Genomic DNA, 26,905 nt, shown 5'->3' on the forward strand with positions numbered 1-26,905 from the left:
ACTCCTTTTACTCGGCAATGCAGAAAGTGTTACGGCCATTTTGCTTCGCGGCATACAGCGCCTGATCGGCACGCTCGCGCAGCGTTTCAATCCGATCGCCAAACTGCCACTGGGCAATGCCCGCGCTGAAGGTACTGTGAAAACTGGCGTCGTTAACGGAAAACGTGACCTGCTCGTAATCCCTGCGCAATCGTTCGACCACGCGCGCAGCCTTGTCACTGCTGGTGTTGGGCATAATGATGACAAACTCTTCACCACCGTAACGGCCAACGATATCGGTGCTGCGTAATCGATGGGAGAACAACTGCGAAATACCGACAATTACCTGGTCACCGACCGCATGGCCGTAGGTATCGTTAATACTTTTAAAGCGATCCAGGTCCACCATCACCATACAAAACGGGTTGCCGCTGTAGTTCGACTCGGCAATCGCGCTTTTGAGAAAATGGGTGGTCGTTGAGTGGTTATATAACCCGCTCAGACTGTCCTGCGACATACGGGCACGCAGGACGCGCATTCTTTCCGCGCGAATCGATACGGCGCGGATCAGCTCCTCAGGGTCGCTCTGTTTGAGGATAAAATCCTCCGCGCCGATGCTCATTGCTCCCAACTGCGCATGCTTGTTGGTCTCACTGGAGAGATAGGCGATAGGCAGGCCAATATGCTGCGGTATTTGGCGAATCAGTTTTGTCAGTTCCTCACCGCTGAACTCCGGCATGTGGTAATCCATCAACACCAGATCGATCGGCTGCGCATTCAGTACATGCAGTAGATAGTGAGGTTTTTCCAGCACATGCACTTCCATGCCCGCCAAGCGCAGCATCTCCGCGTTGTATTCCGCCACCGCCGGTTCGTCATCGATCAACAATACCTGGTAAGGCTTTTTCAGCGACGGTTGAGTCAGGCGATGAAGTTCCTGGACTAAATCGGTGATAGACGCAGGTTTTACGTAGTAGCCATCGCAGCCAGATTTGATGGCGTTGACGCGGGCATTGAAATCGCTATGACACGAGAGGAACAGCACCGGGAAAGGTTTGCCCACTTTTTGTTTCAGATCCGACATCGCCAGCGGTCCACCGTAGGCGTTGTCCGGAAAGCTAACATCCATAATCACCACGGCGGGCGGTTGCGACAATACGGCCTGAGTGAAATCCTGCGTGTTCGCGAACACATGGCAGGTAAAACCAAAACAGCGCAGTTGGGTCGCGAGAAGCTCGACCTGGTCAATATCATCATCACACAGGTAGATAGGCTTATTGGCCCGCCGAACATATCCCTCTTCCGGGCGCTGCGCGGTGATCGGTAATGTGAACTCCGTATCGCTGATACGATGTTCAAGATTGAGCTGCTCCTGGGTCAGGGTGTACAACCACCTGATGATTCGCCGCAGCTCATCGTAATGCAATGTGCTTTGCTCTGTTTCCGGCTCTGTTAGTAAACGCTCACCTTCTGCTGAGGCATTCGCCAGCGGGCTAAAGCCAAAGGACCCTGCCGAACCGTGAATACTGTGCAGCAGGATATGTAGCTGTTTGCGGCAGGCTTCGCTAGGCTCTGCGACCAGTTGAACGAGTAATCTTTCCGCTTGTGCCAGCATGTCGGGAATTCGGCGTAGAAACCCCTGCCGCAAACGCGCTATTTTTTCCTGCGCTGCCGCCATCGCTATATGCTTATTTTCTTGTTTCATCAGACACGTAGGCTTATTCAGTTAATCGCAGATGGTTGCAGTAGCGCATTGACAGCAGCCCCCAGATTTTCCGCGAGGTTTTCATCTTTTTTCACCCAACGGTCGTACAGAGCGTCGCTGCCCGTTACTTCATTGGCACTCAGTAAAATAAAAGGCTTAGCCCAATCCTGAGCGCGTAACAGCGCCAGCAAATCCAACCCACTGATCTCTGGCATATGCAGATCGCTAATCACCAGGTCGATGCTGTTATCCGAGTCCAGGCATGCCAGGGCGGAAATCGCGCTTTCCACAATCACCACATCGTAGCCGTCCATTTGCAAAAATATGAATGCCAGTTCAGCCGCAAAAAGATCATCATCAACTAATAAAATTCGCATTTTCTCTCTCGATTTTGCGCCATCAGCACAAAAGCATTTTTAATGTTTTTATCAAACTGTCCTGCTCGAAATCGCCCTTGGCGATGTAGGCATCCGCGCCCACCTGAATCCCCCGTCGCCGGTCCTCTTCCTTCGCGCGGGACGTCACGATGATGATTGGCGTATGCTGGTAGTTTTTCTCCCCACGCAACGATTTGGTGAAGGTAAAACCATCCATAAACGGCATTTCGACATCCGTCAGTACGGCATCAAACTGGGTCAGTTTCGCTTTTTGCAGCCCCGACAGCCCGTCTTCTGCCAGAGTCACCTGATAGCCGTGCGCTTCCAGCACGTTCTTTTCTATCTCACGGGTATTCAGTGAGTCATCGACCACCAGCACATGCCAGGCATCCTGCGTTACGCTCGTGGCGGGCGCTGGTGTACTGGTTTGCCGTGATTGTTGCGCCATCGCCATCAGCGCAGGAACGTGCAGGATGCTGACCAGTTGGTTATCCGGTGTTTGTACCATCCCGGAGACCAGCGACTGCTGTTGCATATGCTTCGGTAACGGTTTGATCATCATCTTGCGTTCATCGAGCAGCTTATCCACTTGCAGCGCCATTTTGCTGTACTGGTTCTGCACCACGATTAATCGCTGTCCAGGCGTTGAAAAGCTGCTCTGGCGTTCATGAATGCCCAGCAAGCTGCCTACGCAAACCACCGGGATAAACTCGTTATGCAAGATAATGGCAGGACGTCCGGCGATATCGCTGATCCCCTGAGCAGTGCATTCCACTACCTCAACCACATACTGCGCAGCCAGTCCAAACAGGTGTCCCTGCTCTTCAAATTGCAGAATCCGCATCATGGTTAACGAAACAGGCAACCGCAGGTTAAAGCTGGTTCCGACTCCCGGGCGGCTATAAACCTGCAAATCGCCTTGCAGGTCTGTCACCACCGTTTTGCGCACCACATCAAGACCAACGCCGCGACCAGAAAGCTCGGAGACGATCTTGCTGGTCGAAAAGCCGGGATGAAAAATCAGCTCATTACATTCCTGCTCGGAGAGCTGCCCGGCCATTGAAGCAGGAACCAGACCTTTACTGACCGCCTTCGCGCTGATGGCCTCATAGTTCAGACCACGGCCATCATCTTCGATACGCAGTAATATCCCGCTGCCGTCCTGCTGAGTAGTGATGGTAATCGTGCCGCGAGTGGATTTACCGAGCGCCAGACGTTCGTCGATCTCACCAATCCCGTGATCGACGGCATTACGCAGTAGATGCGTCAGCGACTCCGAAAGCCGATCAATGAGCTGGCGGTCGATTTCCACCTCTCCGCCAACAAAGCGGCACACCACCTGCTTGTTCAGTGTGGAAGCCAGTTCGCTGACCTGCAGTGAAATGGGTTCAAACAACGTTGAAAGTGGCAGCATACGGATCCGCGCCGCCACATCGTATAGTTCAAACATCTGCAAATGCTGGAGCTGAACGCTTTCTTTTAACTGGGCGCTAAAGTCGTGGATCTGCTGGCGAAGCTGTTCAGCGCTTAATCCCGGTAACCGTGGTACCAGTTGGCTCAGGTTTTGTATCTGCTGTTCCAGGCGATCGTGTCCGGCGAGCACCTCCCCCAGAATGTCGATCAGGCCATCGAGCTTATTCAGCTTTACCCGAACGAAATCCGCCTGCTTAATACCGGCATCCATGCTGGCTGGCGTCGCGGGCGCAGGGACTACCGGTTTTTCTGTTACCCCGGCAGTTTCGACAGCCAGCGTGATATCCTCTCCCCGACTGGCGCGGGCAAGGCGTTCGCACAGCCCGGCATCCGCCGGTGGCAACTGATTATCCCCTTCGCTGACAAAAAGCTGGGTAAGCTGACCAGAAAGGTACTCCACAGACTCATGGATCAGATTGCCCAGCGCCCTGTCCGGCGTCAGTTTGTTATCACGTAGTTCACTCAATACATCTTCAAGATGATGCGTGACATCGGCAATGCTTTGCAGCTTCAGCATCCGCGCGCCCCCTTTCAGGGTATGCGCAGCGCGAAACATCTCACCTATCCAGGCGTCGGTATGTTCATCAGCGGAGAGGAGAAACGCCCCTTCGCTGATCGTCTGCAAATGACCTCTCCCTTCATCAATAAAGCGCAGAACGAATTTTTTCAGATCGATAGCCATAATCGCTCTTATTAGCCACTTTGATGGGCGAATTGCGCCAGTTGATGTTCACACAGGAAACGAAACGTATTGCCAGGAAATACCATTGGCAAACGCAGACGACAAACCGATGACGGATTGTTTATCTCGTCGTTCAGTAACTGCATCACCACACGATAAGTCCGTTGAGCAGGCTGGTATAACTCGCTTTGCCGGTACATTTCAGCCAGATAATAATGTGCAGGCCAGTAGCCGGGTTCCTGATAAACCACCTGCTTGAACCAGGCGATGGCCTGCTGGGTCTGGTGTTGCCACATCATCGCCAGGCCGAGCAGCATTTTGGCCTCTGCCGACCACTCATCCTGGGCGAGGATCTGCTGTGCGTTTCCGGCTGTTTGAGAAAATTCACGCTGCTCGAGGGCAATAACACCCTGGATCAGCAGCGCATCCTGATTACGGGGATCGTCACGTAATACACAGGCGATACACTTTTCAGCTTCAGAAAAACATTTTTCATCGAGGCTGGCGCGTGCTTTCTTCAGCCAGTCATTACTCTGCTGCGCCGTGGGCACCAGAGGAACCTGTTCAACCACCGCTCTCGACTGCGGAATGCGCACCGCAACTCTGGGGACAGGCACAACCCTTGCCGCTTCACTATGGTGGCAAAAATAGAAAATCCCCTCTTCCTGCTCCAGCTTCAGAATGTCGAAATTGTTAGCCAGCGTTTCCGCATTGCCAAAAAATAAGGCTCCCTGCGGTTGCAACATCTTCAGCAAATTACTGTGCAGCTCGCGACGCGTTGGCGTATCAAAATAGATGGACACATTGCGCAGCAAAATGATGTCCACTTCCGGCAGTAACTGTTCTTTTATAATGTTGGTGCGATGGAAGGAGACCTTCTCACGGATCTCATCATGCAGCCGGTAGAGGTTTCCCGAGCGGGTGAAGTAGCGTTGCTGAATACTCGGGTCGACGCCACGAAACGAGTAGCTTGAATAGCAGGCGTTGCGGGCTTTTGCCAGGATTGCCGGGTCAATATCACAGCCGTAAATTTCGATGCGCTGGGCCATCCCGCCGAGGTATTTCTCATGCAGCTTGATCGCCAACGAGTAGGCTTCCTCTCCGGAAGAGCATCCGGCACTCAGAATACGCACCGGGCCGCTGCGCTGTTGCAACAGACGCGGGATCCATTTATCGCAGATTAAATCCAGCGTATCGCTTTCACGGAAAAAATAGGTTTCGTTAATCGTAATCAGCGTGATGAAACTATCAAACTCATTCTGCGAGCTACGCAGTTGTTCATAGTATTCATAGTAATCATTGATTTTTCGCTCGGCCATTCGCCGACCCAGCGCCGTTTTCAGCAATGCTTCCATGGCGTTATCGAAATGCAAACCGACCCGCTCTTTGATCAGGCGCGCATAGTCAGGAAGATTAGGGATCATGGCAATTTACTCTCAACATGCCCGTGGCAAGCCATCGAAAGCAGTACCGCAGCAAGACCATCCAGAGGGATCGTGCGGTGTATTAGTTGCTTGTCAATCGCGTTCTTATTCATACCGAATACCACCGAACTTTCTTCGTCCTGCGCCAGCGTTGTTCCTCCACGGCGGACAATAAGCTCAATGCCGCGGCAGCCATCGCTGCCCATGCCGGTCATAATCAGTCCGACGGCTTTTTCGCGAAACACCTCAGCCACCGACTCCAGCAACAGGTTGCAACTGGGATGGTAAACGTCGCTTTCCTGTCTTGGGATCGCCGCTAAACGCTGGTTGCTTTTGACGATCAGGTGCTGCTCCGGCGGCAATATATACACATACCCCGCTTCCACCCGATCGTCCTCCTGCGCCAGTCGCACCTTCAGATCGGTCACGCTATCCAGCCAATGCACCATATTTTTCGCGAAGCCATCGGCAATATGTTGGGCAATAAGTACCGGGCACGGGAACGTACCGGGTAGATCCTGCAACAGCTTACTGAGCGCCTGCGGCCCGCCCGTCGAACAGGCAATCGCCAGCACAAAGGGCCAGTCCTGTGGCGTTTTTACAACGTCTATCATCGGTCGTGCAGTGGGGATTACCGGTTCGCCTGGATAGCGTAATCCCTTGATATGTCGAATAACTTTCACACCGACCAATAATTCTACTTTACGATGCAAAGCATCCGTTGAGAGTGGTGAATCACTGCTATGGTGCAACACCGCCAACGCACCACGGGAAATGTAGTCATCATCCCATTGATTCTCTGGACAAAATCTCATGACAAGGATCGGGATTGCGCTGGTTGCCATGATCGTTTCCACGATCTCGACGTTATCGACGCTCGAAATATCCAGCGTCAGAATCAGCAGGTCAGGCATCAGCTGTTGCAACAGTCGGATCGCCTGCCTGCGATGGGCTACTTGCCCCACCACCTTAATGTGCGGGTGATCCTCCAGTTGCCTGACCAGCTCATTACGCGATGCGCTGCCCAGGTCGAGGATCAGCACCCGAATGTTGCTGCTATTCATGCATCTGTTTCCGTCAGTGTGAATGAGGACGAAGCCTCTTTCAGCGCTTTCGACAGTTGTGTCATATCCTGACTGACAACCAGAATGTCTTTGATAGATTGCGAGGTATAGTTACTGGCAACAACGATCTCACGCAGCGCCATCACCACCTGATTACTCGCCGTTTTCTGTTGCTGTGTTGATAGCGATATTTGCAGCGCTGCCGTCGAGGTTTGCTCGGCAGTCACAACAATATCGTTCAGGTGTTCGGCGCTGACTTTACAGGCAATTGCGCCCGCTTTAATGCTCTCGCCACCTTTTTCCGCGTTCAGCACCAGACGATTAATCGCGTTTTGGATCTCGCTGATCTTATTTTCAATTTCAACCGTCGATTCCGTCACCGAATCCGCCAGACGACGGATTTCAGCCGCCACAACCGAGAAACGCTTACCGGCTTCCCCGGCGCTGGCAGCTTCGAGCGCTGCGTTAAAGGCGATAAGTTTCGTCTGATCCGCGACGCTGTTAATGATCACCATCACGCGACTGATTTCCGTCGACTTATTACCGAGCATCATGATTTCACGCATGTTTTGCTGATTGTCGGTATCAATATCCGTCATACGCATCAGCAATTGCGACATCGACTCGGAGCCTTTATTGCAGTCCTCAAGCGTCTGGTTGGCAATATCCACAACCGCCCGTGAGTGTTCGGCTATCTGTGTCGATGAGGCAGACAGCTCTTCCATGGTGGAGGTAATTTCAGCTACTGAAGATGAGGTTTCCACGCTGGTTGATGCCTGCCCATCGACCGCTTCGGTAATATGCAAAGATGCCTGATGTACCGAATTTGCATGAGAAACCATACCGCCTACCAACGAGTGCAGACGCTGACGCATCATCTCCACCGCGCTCAGCAGTTCGCCTATCTCATCGTGGTGATCGACCTGAACATCTACCGTTAAGTCACCTTCGGCAATGGTTTGTGCAATCCCCAGGACACGGTTTAATCGCCGCGAGATCAGGAAACGACTGGCCACAGCAATCAGCAGTAAAATGATGGGCAGCAGCAGCGCGGTGAACAGCAGCAGACCGTTACGCACCAGATTGCTGCTCTTGGCGACATCATCAACATAGTTGGTGGTGGCGATTATCCAGTTAATCCCTTCAACGTATTCATAAACGGCAACCTTGGTCTTCGGCAATGCGCCATAACCGCTCACCCAGTTGTAGTAAGTGATGCCATTCTTGTGTTCGAGCATGTCGGCAAACAGCTTAAAACCATTGGCATCGGTAATATTAATTGCCTGCTGGTTGCTCAACGAGGGATGGACCAACATACGACCGGGTTCAAATCCGGCATCCAGCACGTAGGCGTAGCCATCTTTACCAATATGCACATTCAACAAACGCTGAATGATCGGTTGCAAACTCTGTTTGACGTCGAAACCCACCGCGACGGCCCCCACCACCTGACCATATTTGTCAGCAATCGGTTCGTAGTGACTAATAAACTGTTTACCGAACAGTGTGACCACACCGGAAAAGGGTTTATTTTTCAAAAGCAGCGGCAACGCCGGATTATCATGCCCTAGTGCTGTTGCCGTTGCCGTATTGCCTGAACTCGCCAGTAACGTACTGCTGACACGTACAAATTGCTCGCCTTGCAGAATAAACGTACTGGCAAATACGCTGGTTAATTCGGTGAAATGTGAGTTGGTATTCGGGTTGCTCAGCACCGCTTTTAATTCAGTAGAGTCCATATAACGCAGCGGTTTATTGGCAACGTTTTGATAATTATTAATATAAACATTGCTGTAATGTTCCGCATCGCGAGTCACACGCTGAAACTCGTTAGAAATACTGTTGTGGAATATCCGCGTGTTGGTTTTAATCATCTCCAGCGCATTGACCTGCAATTCTCTGGAAAGATAAGACGATAATATAAAAGAGGCGCCAATCAGCAACGTTGCGATACAAACAACCAAAATCATACCGAGCTTCATCGCCACACCGGGATGGATATTGTGCAGCCAGGACAATAGTCGAGCGCGCGGTCCCTCACTAGTGGTATTCGCCGTTCGATTTTTTACTTTAATAATGTCACTCATGATTTTTATTCTCTACCTGAGAAGAAATTACTCTTTTTTTGGTCATCAGGAGCTAGCGCCCTGTGATTCGAGCGTGAACAGCGGCGTAGGTTTGCCAATGTGATATCCCTGTAACCAGCCCACATTCATTTTTTCCAGACAGGCCTGAATAGTGGCGTTCTCGACAAATTCAGCGACCACCTGCATTTTTTTCATTTCAGCAACGCGGCAAAATGACTCAACGATGTAGTAACTAATTTCACTTTCGGTGATCCGTCGAATAAACGAGCCATCTATTTTCAGGATATCTGCTTCGATGTTCATCAAGCGCGCATGACTCGCAAACCCGGTGCCAAAGTCATCAATTGCCACCCGACATCCCAGCTGACGTATTAAACGTAGCGTTTCCACGGTTTGTTCTTTGTCTGATAACGTATCTGCTTCCGTTATTTCAAAAATAATCCGCTGTGGCTCCACCGCGTAGTCGTGCAGGAGTTGGGTGATCTTCATGACAATATTTGAACGACATACCGTCACCGGTGCCAGGTTAATAGAAAAACAATGCTGCGGGTGGTTACGCATAAATTTGAGGGTATTTTCGATAACCCAGAGATCGATATCCGGTGCCAGCCCCGCATCATGAGCAACCGGCAGGAAACTGTTCGGTGGAATAAATTCACCCCGTTCATTAAGCATACGGATCAATATTTCATGATACGGCGCTTCACCGTGGGTACTAACTATTGGCTGTGCCATCAGGACAAACGCATTGTTATCCAGCGCATTTTGCAGCGCAGTGCGAATTTCTGTTTTATCAACAATGTGGTTGCCAAGGATCCGGCTATGCTGCGCCTCAAGGTTTTCCGGCCTGCCGTTGGTGAGTGATAAACCCGCCACCATGCCCAGTTTCCCCACCAGCTGATAAATGTCATCACTCAGATCGTTAATCAGGCAATAGCCCAAACCACTGCGAAAACCCAATCGATGGTTGTTGTAAAAGAGACGAAAACTGTTGGCGGCCTGATACAGATCGCATAGCCGCTCCCAGGTGCCATTTTCCAGCCGGATGAGCAGATCATAACCCGCGTGGTAATAGACTTTCTCGCTTTTCACCAGATGTCTGCGCAAATGCTCAGCAAGGATCTTCTGGTAGCGGGCGCGGAAATGAAAACCATAGCGACGCGAAAAAAGCTCCAGCTCAGGGATCTGTATCAGACATACGGTTGCGCGTTCAGTGGTAAATAGCTCCGTCTTCAGCGCCCGTAAATTTGCCATGCCTGTCATCGGGTCAGTCAGCCCCAGCAGCAGCGCCTGGTTAAAGCGCTGACGGGTAAATTTTGCCAGTACCCCCATGATCACAATGGTGAGTGAAAAGACAAAGATCAACGTCGAAACCAGCGCCTGATGCAGCATGAAGTTAACATCGCTGGCGATATAGCTGTCGTTATGTTTGCCTAAGATGATTAATACGATCGTCCACACCAGCATTGTGAACAAGTGGCCAATCTTGATTGCTCCCCATAACATCAACGGGAATAACAGGATCAGGCTATAGATAGAGAAAAAAACATCCAAATTATCCGGTGATGTTAAGAAAAACATCAGAAAAAACAGCAAGATGCACCAGGACGCAACGCCGTAGACGCCGATATTGCCTTTACACTGTTCGGCAATGGCCCGCAGAAAGGTCAACAAGAAAGACGGTCGACGAATGATGCGGTAAATCTTGTAAAATAAAGGGATCCCCGTCAGGCAACCGTTGATGATCCCCTGAATACGTACCAGCATGCCCAGACTCAACGCCGGAATGTTATCCACATCGGGGCGTTGTCCGTGGGCGACAAACATTGCAAAGAGTTTGCTGAACACCAGATACAGCAGGACGTTGTAGCCACAAAGCCAAACCAGGCGATTAAAGCTAATTTTGATGCGACCAAAGCTAACGCAGCTGCGTCTGCCGGTGAATTTGCGGTACGCTGCATAACTTAAGGTCGACGCGATGATCAGGCACAACGCATCTACCCGTTCATTTTGCGGACCGACCACAAACATGACCGTCAGGAACAGAAGAAATCCCGGCAACACCCGAAAACCAAACAAGACCAATGCGGCAGAAAATACGGCTAGCTTGAGATCGTAAACTGTTAAAATAGTATTATTGAGAACGCTGTAACCGTTAAGATATTGTGCCAGCGGGTAAAAAAGGCCAGGTAAGACAAGTGGCAGGCACCATTCCCGAATGTTTTTTATCGTGTTTGAATTTATTATTGCGTCCAAATCAATTTATCCGCTATGCACTATACCAATAGGACTTTAATCCAGACTCGAATGTCACAAACAAATCCTTTTGGGTCAGCCGATGAACCATAGCAAAATTGTCAACATTGACCGCGCACTGAGAAAATAAAATAAGGTTCTATAATGAAGAGAGCATATTATTCATATCAAATCAGGAAATAAATACCCATTTATAGACAAAAATGGACATCCTGTGGGGATAAAATCACTAAAACGCCTATCCAAAAAACCGCTAATTCATTGATGTTTCGTAAAAAACAAAAAAACCTTTGTCAGTTTACCAACACCTCCAACCAGTACGTATAAAAAATCTTCTCAAGCACCATGAATGTCAACATTAATATCCTGAAAGGGGCATTCAGAAAATGTATTTTTATGTACACTTTTTCCTATTGACGAAAAGAGCAGCGTTATCTATATTCGCATACCGTTATTTTTGTCATTACTCGCCATGGTTCAATGTTAGTTATTTGTTACGTCATTACGTTTCACATCTTTCATCTACTTATTAGCAACAATAATATTCCATCAAGTAATAACAGAAATTAATTTTAGCACCGAATAATCTTTTCAGGAATTAACATAATCCGTGGCAAAGTCTCTGTTTTCCCTTAAAGCAATAAAAGGGTGGCAACATTCAATCACTGGCAAAATAACGCAATTCTTGCTGGCGGGTATCGTTATTGCGTTTAGTGCTGGCGCGTTTACCAACTGGAGCCTGATAGATAACTTTTCTTATCAGCAGTGGGTGCAACGGGCTGAGGCGAATGCACAGATTATGACCTACATCATCCGCAACGTGTATACCACCGTTTCGGTCGAAACCAGCGATGCAGGGCAGATATCCCGCATTGTCTCCGACAGACAGATTGGTGACACCGACTCTATTATGCAAACCGGTTATAACCCGGTTGACGTTCTGGCACTGGCATCAGTACAGACCCATAGCCCCACCTGGTTGTTTCTGTATACGCCGGAGAAAGGGTTTGTTGGCATCAACAACAAGTCAGAAGAGGGTGATGGGATCATTTCTTTCCCCGGTCGTCTGCCGCGCGATGTGCTAGGTAACTACTATGTTGGCTTCGCCCAAATTAATGGCGAAGAGTGCTTTATCAGCGCCGTTCCTATTCTGACGCCTTCAGGTGAGATCCTCGGTAGCCTGATTAGCAGCATTGGAAAAAAAAGCGATCTCTACGCCACCTACGATGCGATGCTGAAAAAAAGCAGTATCATTTTTGTCCTGATTTTGCTGGTAACGCTGGCACTGGTCACGATGTTTATGCGCCGTTTATTCCGTCCGGTTCCTCTGCTGATTAACTCCCTTACCCGCATCGCCCATGAAGAGACGGACTGTATAACACCCTATCTTGATCAGGACGATGAGATTGGACATCTGGCCGGGGCGATTGAAAAATTGCGCGTCGCCATGAAAGAACGCGGCTATCTGCAACGAATGCATGAAATGTCGCAAAAGATGGAGCATATGGCCCATCATGATTCACTGACCGGATTGCCCAACCGCGTTTCGTTTGGCCAGGCGTTAGATAAACGCGTCAGTGAAATCCATCAGGACGAAAAACCATTTAACCTGCTGTTGATTGACCTCGACAACTTCAAACCAGTAAACGACACCTTTGGTCATAAAGCGGGAGATGAGCTGTTAATCAGCGTTGCCCAGCGCCTGCAGCTCTTGCTGGGACCTAACGATATCGCAGCGCGTCTGGGCGGTGATGAATTCGCCATTCTGCAACATGTCAGCGATAACGCAATCAAAGAAGCGAATCGGCTGGCGAAGCGAATTATTCGTGCGCTGAGCACCCCGTTTACCTGGAGCACGCATACTTTTTCCATCAGCTGCAGTATCGGTATCACCACCGCGCCGTATCAGGGCAATAATACCTCGACGTTGATGATCAATGCCGACCTTGCCATGTACGCCTCAAAACATCATGGTCGTGGTTGCTTCCATTTCTTCGAAGACGGCATGGTGATGAAGCATACCCACAGCCTGTTTATTAATCAGGAAATCATCGATGGTATTGATAACAAGGAATTCGAGCTTCATTACCAGCCAATCATCAATCTGGAAGATGAAAGCGTGTATGGCTACGAATCGCTGATACGCTGGAATCATCCCACCAAGGGTCTGATTTACCCTGATTATTTTATCAACATCGCCGAGAACTCCGGTCTGATTGTCCGTTTGGGCGAATGGATTATTCGTCAGTCCTGTGAAGCCGCTGCCAAATGGCCGGAACGTATCAGGGTAGCCGTCAATATCTCGGCCTACCAGCTGCACAGTCCGGGGCTGGTTGACGTTATCAAAGATGCGTTACGCATTAGTCAACTTTCAGCCCAGCGCCTTGAAATAGAAATTACCGAATCCGAAAAGCTGGATAAGTCGATTGCCTTACCCGTGCTGCAAGAGATCCGCTCTCTGGGCATTGAAATCGCGATGGATGATTTAGGCACCGGCTACGCGGCACTGGATTATCTGCTGATCTATCCTTTTACCCGCATCAAGATTGCGCGCACGCTGGTCGACAAGCTTCAGCAAGATAATGCCAGTCAGTATTTGATTGTGATGCTGATTCAGTTTGCCCATAAGTACAATATGTCGGTCACCGCTGAAGGAGTAGAAACCGCGCAGCAGCGTGACATTCTGCGCGACATTGAGTGCCAGAATGTGCAGGGATATTTCTTTAGCTATCCGCTGCGCGAGCGTGAAGTGCTTTCCGCATTTGCCAAAGAGGTCATTGAAGAAGGACTGTGCAATGTCTGACTTCTTTCACCCGGTAAAGCGCATGTTGACGGTTTTTGCCCTGTTAATAGCGTTAGCAACGCCATGCTTAGCAGGCTCTCCCCTGCCGATACACACGCTAGAGCAGATCGCCAGCAAGAAAAGTATTACCCTTGGTTATCAGGATGATGCGTTTCCTTTCTCCTGGCAGAATGGCAACGTACCTGCAGGCTATTCCATTGATATTTGCAACAATATCGTCAGCGCACTCAAGACAAAACTTCAGCTTAAAAAGCTGAAGGTCGAGTGGGTAAAAGCTAACTCGGCATCGCAGTTTGTCCTGATTAAAAATCACATGGCTGACATCATGTGTATCCCGGCCTTTTATTCAAAAAGTCGCCACAGCATTAGCGAGTTCTCGCTGCCGTTTTATTTTTCAAGCACCCGCTTCGTCATGCGTAAAAATGAAAGCAACGACAATCTGGCAGAGCTTTCCGGACATAGCGTACTGGTAAAAAGCGGCACGATTTACGTTGAGCAACTGCAAAAAGTGAATGCCGCCAATGACCTGGATATTAATATTCAACTCGATACCAACAACATTACCGCCTTCAATGAACTGAAGAATGGTGAGTATTCTGCACTGATCTCCAGTACGGTTTTACTCAAAGGGATGATCGCGCAAACGCCTAATCCTGATGACTATGAACTTTCCGATATTGCGCTCAGCACCCCGCTACCGGCGGGCTTGTTACTACCGTTACACGATAAAGAATTTAAAGAATTTGTTGATGACACGCTCTCTTCGCTGATGATCAGCAACGAATTTACTGCGCTGTACAAAAAATGGTTTCAGTCACCGATTCCGCCGAAAGCCATTAATTTAAACATTCCCATGTCAGATAACCTGAAAGCATTAACGTCTGCTAAAAAGAAGATCAGTTTTGATTATGAAAAATATAATTAATCGTGAGATGACAAGGGTGAAGCGTACGGCGCAATGGCTGTTTTTACTGGCAGGCCTCGTCATCTCCCCCGCACTGATGGCGCAACAGAACGCTGCGACGCTCGATCATATTCAGAGCAGCAGCGTGCTCAACGTGGGTTATCGCCAGCTGCCGCCATTTTCTTTTACTGACCACAATGGCAAAGTCACGGGTTATACCATCGCGGTATGCAACATGATTGCCGATAAGTTGCGCCAGTATCTGAAGCTCAACAATTTAACTATTCATTATATTCCCGTGAATTTTTCCGAACGTTTCTCCGCATTAAACTCGCGTAAAATAGATATGGACTGTGGCGTAAATACCAATGCGCCGGAGCGGACCTCCAGCGTGTCGTTTTCTGAAAACTATTACACCGCAAAGATGCGCATCATCTCTTTACGTAAAAATAATATACAGTCAATTGCCGATCTTAAAGGTCGCACGGTGAGTCTGACCGGAAGCTCAAAAGATTTGCTGGAATTTAATAAAGCAAACAGAGAGCAACACCTTAATATTTCAACGATTACCAGCACCACCATAAAGGGCGCATTTGAGAAGATGGCGCATAATGAATCTGCTGCTTTCTTTGTTGATGATATTCTGGCCTGGCCGCTAATTAATCATAGCGAGCAACCTGAACTGTTCAGCGTCTCTTCTGAGAGCATCGGCAATGATATGCACTATGCCATTATGATGAGGAAAAACGATCCGCAGTTTGTGACGTTTGTTAACAGTACGCTGAAAGATTTTTTTGCTTCGCCGGCCAACGTGCAATTACGTAAAAAGTGGTTGTCCCCCTGGTCCTGCGAAAAGCTGAAAAACCCGTCTCCGGGCAGTTGTCAGCATAGCCATTGAACATTATCCGCCGCTGCTTACGCCATCGCCTGCTGCGCCTGTGGAAAATCCCCGGGGCGCTGCTGCTATTGCTGTCAGTCCATTCGCTACGCGCGGCCTGGGATTTTGCCAATATTCAACAAAAGTCCGATGCGCTTTATGGCCCGGCTACACCAGAAGCGCAGCAACGAATCCGCGCCTGGCAACAGCTTCTGCTCCAGTTGCGTAATGCTGACGAGCAAACGCAATTACGCGCTGTAAATCAATTTTTTAATGAGAAGATCCGCTATACCGAAGACATTGATGTCTGGCATAACGTCGATTACTGGGCAACCCCTATCGAGTCGCTGCGCAAAGGTGAGGCAGATTGTGAAGACTACGCGATCGCCAAATATTTCACCCTCCGCCAGTTGGGCGTATCCGAAGACAAACTTCGCATCACCTATGTTAAAGCCCTGCGTTTAAACCGCGCGCACATGGTGCTGACCTGGTACGCCACCCCTGAGGCGATTCCTTTGGTTCTCGACAGTCTGACCAGCACTATTTCTCCTGCGACGCAGCGCATGGATTTATTACCTGTCTACTCCTTTAACAACACCGGCCTTTGGCTTCCCGGCAATCAAAACAATAAACGCGTTGGGGACAGCAAGAGGCTTTCTCGCTGGCAGCAAGTTTTCACAAAAATGCGGGAAGAAGGCTTCCCGATGGATAAATAGGAATCGCCCGTGTCTCTTTTTAAACAGTTACTTCTGGCAATCTCTCTCTTTATGATGGTTGTGTTCAGCGGCAATTTTATTGTGACGCTGGAGAGTTCTCGCAATCAGTCCAATAACCAGCTTCTTTCACATGCCCAGGATGCCGCAACGGCGCTAGGCGTTTCGCTAACGCCCAACGTCAACGACCCGGCAATGATCGAGCTGATGGTCAGCTCCATTTTCGATAGCGGTTACTACAAAAAAATCCGCATCGTCGATCTGGCAAACGGCAAAATAATGCTTGAGCGTAGCGCGGTAGCGACAATTCCCAACGTCCCCGCTTGGTTCGTCGATCTGGTGGATGTCACCCCGCAAACTGGTGAAGCAACGATTATGCGCGGTTGGCAGCAGGCTGCTCGCGTGGAAGTGACCAGCGATCCTATCTTTGCTGTGCAGCGTCTGTGGGACAATACCTTAGGTAATCTGCTGTGGATGCTGTCCTGTAGCCTCGCCTGCTTAATCGCCGGCAGTTTGCTGCTACGCAAACTGCTGCGCCCGCTCAATTACATGGCAAAACAATCCGAAGCTATTACCCGTCGCGAGTTTCTGACACTCCACGAGTTACCCAAAACGCCGGAATTACGCCGCGTTGTAGGCGCCATGAATTTAATGGCAGCTAAGCTTAAATCGTTATTTGAAGAACAAGCTATCTACAGCGAACGCCTGCACAATGAAGCTTATCTCGACAGCCAGACCGGGGTTGCCAACCGCCGGGCATTCGATATGCAGCTCCAGGCGCGACTGAGTGATACCGATACGGCACCAGGATATCTGATGCTGGTTCGCGTTCAGGATTTAGGTGGCCTGAATCAGCGCTTTGGCGGACCGCATACTGATAAGCTGTTGCTCAACATCGCCAACCTGCTGAACGCGCACAGAGAAAAGTATGCCCCTCTCGACAGCACGCTCGCCCGCATTCGTGGCGGTGAGTTCGCCCTACTCTGCCCTGGCGTCACACATGGTGAGATGTTGGATTTATGCAATTCGCTGTGCCAAAAACTCACGGCCTTTTACGCCACCGGAATGTCAGACCAACAGCCGGTTGCCTATACCAGCATGGTGCCATTCAGCGCCGGAGAAAATGCTCAGTCATTGCTGATCCAGGCCGATCGCCTGCTGGTTGAAGCGGAAACACACACCAACCATCAGGTCGTTCCCACCACTGAAATACCTGCGGCTACAGAAGATCAGCATTTGTGGTTTGTTCGTCTGGAGCATGCGCTGGCAAATCAACAGTTCCAGCTGGTTTATCAGCCGGTGGTCGATTGCCGCCAGCCGGATAAAATCCTGCATTACAAGGTGCTGTCGCGCATTATTGATGAGCAGGGTAACACCATTACCGCGGGGCGGTTCTTGCCCTGGATCCACCGCTTTGGCTGGAGTCATCGACTCGATAAAGTCATGTTGAAGCTCACATTGAACCAGTTGAAAACCGCGCCTGGAAAACTAGCGTTGAGTATTTCTGGCAGTTCTGTCGCCAGCGCGACCGCCATTGCAGACCTGCTCAATCCGTTACGGTACTCACCGAAATTAGCCAGCAAACTGATTCTGGAACTGGATGAAAATCAGTTACCAGGCCCCCATCAGATGGCGGCATTTGTTAAAGCCGTAGGTCAGCATCGCTGCGCGCTGGGACTGCAACACTTCGGTAGCCGTTTCGATATGATCGGTCATCTGTCGCAATGGGGTCTTGCCTATCTGAAAATCGATAGCAGCTATATCCGCAAAATTGATGAGGAAAATGATAAGCGTTTGTTTATTGAAGTATTGTGCAGTGCCACGCGCAGTATTGATTTGCCGCTCATTGCCGAACGTGTTGAAACGGAAGGTGAGCTTATGGTGCTGCAAGAATTAGGGATTGATGGAGCAATGGGGCAATTATTAGGTGAGCCCGCGCCATTGTGATAAAACTGGCGTCTTGATACGCCTTTGTATAGCCGGATGGCGCTACGCTTATCCGGCCTACAAACTACCTGCATCAGCTAAAATATACGATCATCGTTGCCAAGCAGTTGTTCTAACCCGCCAAGTTCCTGGCGCGCGTTCGCGCGATTCATTAATTTAACCTGCGCCATCGGCGGAAGATCGGTAATGGCAATCACGCCTTTACGGATCAACAGGTAAATCAAATCGTCGAGCACGCGAACCATCTCCAGGTCGCTTTTTTGCAGCATCGCTAAAGCCTGCTGGTTGTCATTTTCAGGACTTTTTGCCACGCCTTCTGCCTGCACGTTTGCAGCAGATGAATCAGAATTCATATCAGTGCCTTTTCATTTTGCATGATGCTGCTGCCCTGTTTACACAGGGCAGCAGGCAATCGTTAGTGAGTGTGGTTTTGATCGGGTTTAGCTATCAGGTGATCCAACGAGTAGGTCGGAGAATGCAGATCGCCGCTTGTCGGAGTCGACAGCGCGGTATCTATTCCATGCGCCACTTTTGCCGGACTGGCGATCAGGTGATGATCGCCGCCGCTTTGAATGTACTTCGCAATATCCACGCCTTCATGCAGTTCACGCGCCAGATCGCTGAGATCGACTTTTTCAAGCACGCCCTTCGCCTTATCGTCAGCGCTGAGAACCGCTGTCGCCTGACCGTGTCCGGTCGCTGCTGGTGCGTAAGACAGAGATAATGCGTTGTCATCGAACAGATTGTGCAGCGCATGTTGCATCGCAGCATGATTCCCTTTATCCACCGTATGCCCTTTCACTGGCGTGGGATCGTCCATCGTCACGTTCAACGTTTGGCTATAAGGCGTAATATTACCGTGGTTATCATGCGCCTCGACCAATACGTTCACGCGGTTATGGCCTGCCCGGAATACGGAGGTATCGGCCTCAATGTCATAGGTCAGCCCATTATTGCCCTGATGAAGAATGGCATCGTACTGATGACCATTTACCAGCGCTTTAATATGATCGCCATCATTCACATCACCGCTCACGCTGCCGGTAATATGCGTGAAGGTATCGTGTGACTCCGCACGCGAAATATGATTATCCCCGGTAACCTTATCGACGATAAGCGTGGCGTTTGCCTGTTGATCAACCGAATAGCTGTGGGACGTTGTCTGTGAATATGGGTTGCCCGGCGTATCATGACCTTTAACCTCAACCGAAAATGTGGTGTTCACTTCCATGATATGACTGTCCACATCAACGTGATAAACCCGATCGCCATTGCTCAGCGTATCTACCGAACCGCTAAATTCCTGACCGCCAATTTTTAATTTGATCGAATCCCACACATCCACATCACCACCAAGAGGCCCGGTTACCCTCACCGTCGCGCCCTGGAGTTCCTGATGATTCAGGACGTTATCCTGGGTGACATTATCAATACCCATCGTTCCCACAGCGGTTCTGTCGATGGTAATAGTCTTATCGATATCGACCTTATCGCGGTTACCGGCGTCGTCATGGGCGATAACGTGAGCAAGGATCTTTTGATCGTGAATCAGGTCAGTCGTACTGGCATCTACGCTAAATACCTTCTGACCGCCGCTATTTTTCACATCAGCAACCAGATCTTTACCATTAACGGTGATGGTCACCTGATCGCCAACATCCACGTCCCCGGTCACATAGCCGCTGATGGTGGTTTTCGCATGCTGAGTTTCAGCATTATTCAGCACATCATCGACTGATACCTTATTCAGCACGATGCTGGCATCGACATGCGTGTCGATAGTGACCGTTTTGTCGCTCACGGCATGCATTGGGTTCAACGCCGAATCCTGACCTTCCACATTCACATGGATAGTAGGGTCATTTTGCAGCCCAACCGTACTCACCATCGCTTTGTAGCCCAGCTGCCCGTTCATATGCGGCAGCTCAATGACTCGCGTATGTACTGTGACGCCATCGACGAGAATGGCGACTTTATCACCGAGATGCACATCCCCATCGACCTGACCGCTGACCTCAACGGTTCCATCTTTTACCTCATCAGCATTGATAATATCGTCGCCGCCGACGGTGTTGATGGTCACACTGCCGCTTGCCGTTTTATCAATCGAATAGTCCTGCGTGAAGCTGGCTGGCTGCACGTTACCGTGATCGTCATATCCTATAACGGTGGCAACAATGGTGTGATCGGCCAACAGGTCTTTGGTGTAGATATCAACGGAGTAGCGATGATTATTATCGACAGTCGCCGCATAAGGGTTTCCGTTAACCGTCAGAGTCACCTTATCACCCGGGTGCACATCTCCTGAGACCGAGCCCGCTACGGTCATCTTATGCAGCTGCGATTCGTGCGCGTTCAGCACATTGTCATCGGCAATTTTATCAATCGTAACGCTCGCCTTCGCGCTCAGATCGACCACGACATTGCTGTTAGCAGAGGCACTCCCCAGGTTACCATGATCATCCGTCGCCAATACCGTCGCGACAACATGTGGATCATTGTGCAGATCATTGATACTGACCTTCGTCGACCAGGCCAAGTGGCCGTGTTTATCATCATGCACTACCGCAGTAAGCGTATTGCCATTAACCTGCAGGCTCACCACGCTGCCGTCATGGATCCCTTCACCGCTGACAGTACCACTGATGGTGGTTTTACCGCTTTGCGCCTCGGCAGCATTGATAACATCATCACCAGCAACCTTATCCATCGTTATCTGCAGCGGGTTTTCCGTATCGACAGTGATGGTTTTCTGCACCGAATCTGTCGCTGTTCCCACCTTGATGGAGACATCAAACGTTGGATGCGCCTGCAGTTCACTCGTCGGCACATCCACTTCGTATGCCAGTTGTCCCGGCATCGTTGGGATAGTCATGACGTGCCCGGTGTACTGCACATGATTTATGGTGACAATGACATCGTCCCCGGCCTGAACGTCGCCGGTGACCAGACCACGAATTGCCGTCGTTCCTTTTTGCGCTTCATCGTGGTTGAGAACGTCATCGCCCGCCACTTGATCAACGGTGAGATGCACGGTCGGTTGGTGAGGTTGTGTGGTTCCGGTGCCCGGTGTTGTCGGCGTGGTATGCATACCATAAGGAGTGTTGGCTGGAATAGCGATATTGCCTAACCACGGAAGGTCAATAAACTTATGTTCTACCGCAGTTGCCGTATTGCCATGATTATCATGCGTGGTGATGGATACCGTGATATTACCGTCATCATGCCAGGCCCCTGAAACAACATTAAACGTATAGCCCAGCTTTCCATCCGGCAGAGTGATCACATTAGTTTGCAGCTGGCTACCGCCGACATCGACCGTAACCACATCGCCAACCAGTGCATCTGGATCAACATGTCCCGTTACCGTGACGAATTCGGGGCGGCTTCCGGGATCCAGGGCTTGGTTGCCCTCGGAAACAGCAGAATCAATCGTAATCCCGGCATCAGCAACAGTATCAACCACCACAGGCATGTTATCGAACCCGTATGCAACATTTCCGGCGTCATCTTTTGCCATCACTTCGGCATGGATGTTCGGATCCATAAGCAGATCCAGAGTCGATACCTTAGTGCTGAAAGTACGCTGACCGCCGTGATCTTCCACCTGAGCATAGTAGATCTGGTGATTGATGGTCAGTTCAACGGTATCACCTATTTTGACATCTCCCCCCACCGTACCCGTAACCCTCGTTTGCGGATTAAGGGCTGCGTCGTGGTTAATCACCCCACCACCGCTACCGGTGAAAATCGGATCAATATGTACAATCGCATCAATCTTGTCGTCAATGACCACGGTACTATGCGCATTTGCCGTCGCGTTATTACCCGCCGCATCGGTAGTGGTGATGGTTGCGGTAATATGCGGATCGTTTTGCAGCCAATGCGTATCCACCTTAATGGAGTAACCCAACGTTCCCAGATTTGGCAGGTCCACCACGGTGGCATCAACCATATGGCCACCAATATTCAGGTGCACCACATCATTAATTTTTGCATCGCCACCGACCGTGCCGCTAACAACTGTCGTCGTTTGCCCCAATTCAATCTTATTCAATATATTGTCGCCCGTTACCGGATCGATGGTGATTGAGGCCAGCGCTTCAGCATCCAGCGTAACGGTATGATGCGCTGTAATTTGTGCCTGGTTCAGGGCATCGTCCGTGATATCCATGGTGACGTCGATATGCGGGTTGGCCACCAGATCGGCCGTAGCAACGGGTACGTGGAAACCCATCTGATGATTGCCACGATCCTCCACCACCCCGGCATAGTTGTGGCCGTTGATGGTCATGGTGAATGGATCGCCCGGATGAACTTCACCGCTCACCGTACCACTCACTATCGTATAGCCATGCATTTGCTCAGCAAGGTTCAGCGTATTATCTGGCGTCACGGCATCAATGGTGATCTGCGCATCCACACGGGTATCGATAATCACCGTGGTTTCTGCATTGGCCGTAGCCGGGTTGCCCGCGCTATCAGTAGTACTCACCGTCGCGGTTAAATGAGGATCGGAGATCAGGTCTGCGGTGCTGACTTTAATGCTGTAGCCGAGAACCCCGTTTCCTACATCGTTCACTTTCCCCGTCAGGACGTGACCATTCACGGTGAGGTAAACGACATCATTGACATGGACATCCCCAGCCACGTTCCCGGTTACATACGTGAATGGCTGTTTTGATTCATTACCATTAATCATATTGTCGCCAGTGACGGGATCAATCGTCAGCATGGCTTTCGCATGTAAATCAACTACCAGATCGTGCGTTATCTCCGCTTTCTGGAAATTATGCGCATTATCTTCACCGACTACGCGGGCCACAATATGCGGGTCTTTGACCAGATCGCGGCTCAGAACGTCCAGCTTATATCCCAGCGCATTGTTATGTTCCGGGAGCTTCTGAACGGTTGTATCGTAGATATGTCCATGTACGATAACCTGAACTTTATCCCCAACATGCACATCGCCCCCAACCGTCCCCATCACCTCAGTAAGGTGTTTCGCGGCTTCTGCGCCGTTGAGCTTGTCATCGCCCGCCACCGTATCGACGGTGATTCTGGCCCCGGCATGGTTATCAATATGTACGTCATGGGTTGCGGTAGTAATAACCTCATTTTGCACCGCATCGTGGGAGATAACCGTGACGCTCACCGTCACATTTTTATCCTGGTTACCTTTGTTATCGCTAAACGCCGTTGAATTGACCGGGACCTGATAACCTAACTGACCGCCCCCAAGATCAATCACCTTGCCATTAAACGTCTGGTGATTGATTTCTACGATCACCGCATCACCAACCTGCGCGTCACCCCCCACCTTACCGCTGATAAGCTGCATCGGTGTATCCAGCTCTAAGTGGTTGAGTATGTTATCGTCAGTCACATGATCAATAGTCACAGTGCTGTGCGCCTGGGTATCCAGCGTAACGGTTCGATGCTCTACCGCCACCGCCTGATTGCCCGCAGCATCGTGGCTGACCAGCTTAACCATTACGTCGTTGCTGCCTTCCTGCAACACACCTGTTGGAACAAACACTTCGTAGCGCAGAACGCCGTGATCGTTAACTACCGTGCCGCTAAAGTCCTGATTATGTCCCTGTACGTGGACGGTCACCACATCGCCCACTTTGGCATCCAGGCCTTTCGCGATACCGCTAATCAGCGTCGGCATGCGGTTTTCAATGGCGTTCACCACATCATCCGATGCCACCACATCAGTCGTCACCACGTTTTTGGCAAAGTTATCAATATGAACTTTATGGCTATCGGTAGCGATGGCGAGGTTCCCCGCCGCGTCATGAGAGGTGACCGTGACGTGCACGTCGATATCCGTCAACACATGGACGCCATTGTTCGCAAAGGCCGATGAGTCCACATCAATGCGGTAACCCAGATGCCCGTTACCAAGGTCAATGACCTGGCTACCGTACTGATGGCCATTAACTTCCAGCTGAATGGGATCGCCGACCTTCGCATCTTCACCATCGACGATGCCGGTAATGCGCTGTGTTGCTGCGGACAATTCCTGGAAATTGATGACATTGTCCGTGGCAATGTTATCTAGCGAGATGGTGTTTTGCGCATGAGTATCAAGAGTGATAATACGGTGCGACTCACTGGTCACTGCATTGCCCAGCGCGTCATGGCTGACTAGCGTCGCGACCACCGCGTTCTTTCCTTCATGCAAGGTTCCATGCGGCAGAACCACTTCATAGCGTAACTGACCGTTATCGTTGATCACCGTGCCGTTAAAGTCTTGCCCATGAACGCTTATTTTTACCGCATCGCCCACTTTGGCATCGCCACCGGCGACGATGCTAATAATGGTAGGCATCCGGTTTTCACTGGCGTTAACCACATTGTCCGTCGCCACTGCGTCAATCTTGATGGTGTTTTCCGCGTAGTTATCGATATGAACTTTATGGGAATCCGTCGCGATCGCCAGGTTACCCGCGGCGTCATGAGATGTCACCATCGCGGTAATTTTCACATTCGTCAGCACATGGCCGCTGTTATCGGCAAATGCAGAAGAGTCCACATCAATGCTATAACCCAGCTTACCGCGACCAAAATCAATCACCTTACCGCTGAACTGATGGCCGTTTATCTCCAGTAAGACCGGATCGTTGACCTTCGCATCCTCACCGCCAACAAAACCCGTGACCGTCTGTTTAGCCGCAAGGAGTTCCTGGTAATTCAATGTGTTATCGGCAGTGACATCATGTATGCGGATAGTATTGTGCGCCTGGGTGTCCAGCGTAACGGTGCTATGCGATTGCGCGGTGACTTCATTCCCCACCGCATCATGGCTGACCAACGTCACCTGCACATCATTTTTACCTTCCTGCAGTGTGCCGACCGGCACCGCCACTTCGTAGCGCAGCTCGCCGTTAATGTTGACGACTTTGCCGGTAAAATCCTGCCCCTGCACGCGAACGGTCACCGGGTCGTTGACAGCGGCATCGCCACCAACGGCACCGCCGATCAGCGTGGTCATCCGGTTTTCAATGGCGTTCACCACATCGTCCGTCGCTACCGTGTCGATGCTGAGCTGGTTAGTGGCGAAGTTATCAATGTGTACGTCGTGGCGGCTGGTGGCTATCGCCAGGTTGCCCGCCGCATCGTGGGAGGTGACGCTGACATGGACCGTCACCTCTTTCAGCACATGACCGACGTTGTCAGAGAACGCGCTAGAATCCACCTCGATACGATAACCGAGGGTATTTTTCCCGGTATCAATCACCTGGCCGTGATACTGGTGGCCGTTAATCTCCACCAGCACCGGGTCGCCCGCTTTTGCATCTTCCCCGCGAACGTTCCCGGTAATCGTCTGCTTCGCCGCCGACAGCTCAGTAAAGTTCAGGGTGTTATCGGCGGTGACGTCATGAATATTGACGGTGTTATGCGCTTTGGTATCCAGCACCACGGTACGGTGCGCGAGCGCGGTCACTTCGTTACCCGCCGCATCGTGGCTGACCAGCGTCACCACCACCGCATTTTTACCTTCCTTCAGCGTGCCGACCGGCACCGCCACTTCGTAGCGCAGTTCGCCGTTATCATCGACCACCGTTCCGGTAAAATTCTGCCCCCGCACGCTGACGGTAACGGTATCCCCCGCTTTGGCATCGCCGCCTGCCACGCCGCTTATCAGCGTGGTCATGCGGTTTTCAGTGGCGTTGACCACATTGTCGTTCGCCACGGTATCGATATGTACCGTGTTTTCCGCGAAGTTATCGACATGCACGCTGTGGGTGTCGGTGGCAATCGCCAGATTGCCCACCGCATCGTGGGAGGTGACGCTGACGTGTACTTTCACATCTTTCAGCACCTGACCGACGTTGTCAGAGAACGCCGAAGAGTCAACATCAATGCGGTAACCGAGGGTATGTTTACCCATATCAATCACCTTGCCGCTGTACTGATGGCCATTGATCTCCACCAGTACCGGATCACCCACTTTCGCGTCTTCCCCGCGCACAATACCGGTAATGGTCTGCCGGGCGGCGGACAGTTCAGTAAAGTTCAGGGTGTTATCGGCGGTGACATCGTGAATATTAATGGTGTTTTGCGCATGGGTATCCAGCACCACGGTACGGTGCGCCAGCGCGGTCACTTCGTTACCCGCCGCATCGTGGCTGACCAGCGTCACCTGCACATCATTTTTACCTTCCTTCAGCGTGCCGACCGGCACCGCCACTTCGTAGCGCAGCTCGCCGTTAATGTTGACGACTTTGCCGGTAAAATCCTGCCCTTTCACGTGAACGGTCACCGGGTCGTTGACAGCCGCATCGCCACCAACGGCACCGCCGATCAGCGTGGTCATCCGGTTTTCAATGGCGTTCACCACATCGTCCGTCGCGACCTTATCAATATGTACGCTGTTTTCTGCGAAGTTATCGAGATGTACATCGTGGCTGCTGGTGGCAATCGCCAGGTTGCCCGCCGCATCGTGAGAGGTGATGCTGACATGGACCGTCGCGTCTTTCAGCACATGGTCGACATTGTCAGAGAACGCGCTCGAATCCACCTCAATACGATAACCGAGGGTATTTTTCCCGGTATCAATCACCTGGCCGTGATACTGGTGGCCGTTAATCTCCACCAGCACCGG

General features: G+C 50.7%; 14 protein-coding genes. 5 read left to right on the plus strand and 9 right to left on the minus strand.

Translation table 11 applies throughout. The features are described from left to right. Window positions 1-7: 7 nt before the first annotated feature. Genes OGY06_RS19035 through OGY06_RS19065 form a run of 7 tightly spaced genes read right to left on the minus strand, consistent with a single transcriptional unit; the run spans window position 8 to window position 11,047 of the window. On the minus strand, window positions 8-1,684 hold the full coding sequence (locus OGY06_RS19035) for a diguanylate cyclase (RefSeq protein ID WP_003825856.1): 1,677 nt from the start codon (window positions 1,682-1,684) through the stop codon (window positions 8-10). A 17-nt stretch (window positions 1,685-1,701) separates the two neighbouring features. After that, a complete protein-coding gene (locus tag OGY06_RS19040; protein ID WP_286605877.1) occupies window positions 1,702-2,061 on the minus strand; it encodes a response regulator in 360 nt (119 codons plus the stop codon). Window positions 2,062-2,083: 22 nt separating this feature from the next. Continuing rightward, entirely contained in the window at window positions 2,084-4,216 is a 2,133-nt protein-coding gene (locus tag OGY06_RS19045) for a hybrid sensor histidine kinase/response regulator (RefSeq protein ID WP_125112828.1), read from the minus strand. Window positions 4,217-4,227: 11 nt separating this feature from the next. Then, the gene (locus tag OGY06_RS19050) at window positions 4,228-5,640 is read right to left on the minus strand and encodes a CheR family methyltransferase (RefSeq protein ID WP_063940965.1); all 1,413 of its coding nucleotides are present in this window, start codon (window positions 5,638-5,640) and stop codon (window positions 4,228-4,230) included. Continuing rightward, window positions 5,637-6,704, minus strand: a complete 1,068-nt coding sequence (locus tag OGY06_RS19055; RefSeq protein ID WP_003825849.1) for a chemotaxis protein CheB — start codon at window positions 6,702-6,704, stop codon at window positions 5,637-5,639. Before OGY06_RS19055 ends, OGY06_RS19050 begins: the two co-directional genes overlap by 4 nt. Continuing rightward, window positions 6,701-8,791, minus strand: coding sequence for a methyl-accepting chemotaxis protein (locus OGY06_RS19060; RefSeq protein ID WP_063940964.1), 2,091 nt, complete (start codon window positions 8,789-8,791; stop codon window positions 6,701-6,703). The genes OGY06_RS19055 and OGY06_RS19060 overlap by 4 nt, the downstream gene beginning before the upstream one ends. Before the next feature lie 45 nt (window positions 8,792-8,836). After that, window positions 8,837-11,047: a sensor domain-containing phosphodiesterase gene (locus OGY06_RS19065; protein ID WP_063940963.1), complete on the minus strand. Its 2,211-nt coding sequence runs from the start codon at window positions 11,045-11,047 to the stop codon at window positions 8,837-8,839. A 610-nt stretch (window positions 11,048-11,657) separates the two neighbouring features. Here OGY06_RS19065 and OGY06_RS19070 point away from each other — a divergent pair. The 5 genes from OGY06_RS19070 to lapD are packed head-to-tail and all read left to right on the plus strand — an operon-like array spanning window position 11,658 to window position 18,291. Beyond that, window positions 11,658-13,850, plus strand: coding sequence for a putative bifunctional diguanylate cyclase/phosphodiesterase (locus tag OGY06_RS19070; protein ID WP_063940962.1), 2,193 nt, complete (start codon window positions 11,658-11,660; stop codon window positions 13,848-13,850). Beyond that, a complete protein-coding gene (locus OGY06_RS19075) occupies window positions 13,843-14,775 on the plus strand; it encodes a transporter substrate-binding domain-containing protein (protein ID WP_063940961.1) in 933 nt (310 codons plus the stop codon). The genes OGY06_RS19070 and OGY06_RS19075 overlap by 8 nt, the downstream gene beginning before the upstream one ends. Next, the gene (locus tag OGY06_RS19080; RefSeq protein ID WP_003825839.1) at window positions 14,759-15,652 is read left to right on the plus strand and encodes a transporter substrate-binding domain-containing protein; all 894 of its coding nucleotides are present in this window, start codon (window positions 14,759-14,761) and stop codon (window positions 15,650-15,652) included. The genes OGY06_RS19075 and OGY06_RS19080 overlap by 17 nt, the downstream gene beginning before the upstream one ends. A gap of 2 nt (window positions 15,653-15,654) precedes the next feature. Further along, complete coding sequence (gene lapG / locus OGY06_RS19085) at window positions 15,655-16,347, plus strand: cysteine protease LapG (protein WP_032934107.1); 693 nt, start codon at window positions 15,655-15,657, stop codon at window positions 16,345-16,347. A gap of 9 nt (window positions 16,348-16,356) precedes the next feature. Continuing rightward, complete coding sequence (gene lapD / locus OGY06_RS19090) at window positions 16,357-18,291, plus strand: cyclic di-GMP receptor LapD (RefSeq protein ID WP_063940960.1); 1,935 nt, start codon at window positions 16,357-16,359, stop codon at window positions 18,289-18,291. Window positions 18,292-18,368: 77 nt separating this feature from the next. Here the strand turns inward: lapD and OGY06_RS19095 are convergent, their stop codons facing one another. Next, window positions 18,369-18,644, minus strand: a complete 276-nt coding sequence (locus OGY06_RS19095) for a hypothetical protein (protein WP_003825832.1) — start codon at window positions 18,642-18,644, stop codon at window positions 18,369-18,371. Window positions 18,645-18,706: 62 nt separating this feature from the next. Then, entirely contained in the window at window positions 18,707-26,896 is an 8,190-nt protein-coding gene (locus OGY06_RS19100; protein ID WP_286605878.1) for an Ig-like domain-containing protein, read from the minus strand. Window positions 26,897-26,905 lie beyond the last annotated feature (9 nt).

Source organism: Citrobacter sp. Cpo147 (assembly GCF_030332405.1).
GTDB lineage: Bacteria > Pseudomonadota > Gammaproteobacteria > Enterobacterales > Enterobacteriaceae > Citrobacter > Citrobacter portucalensis.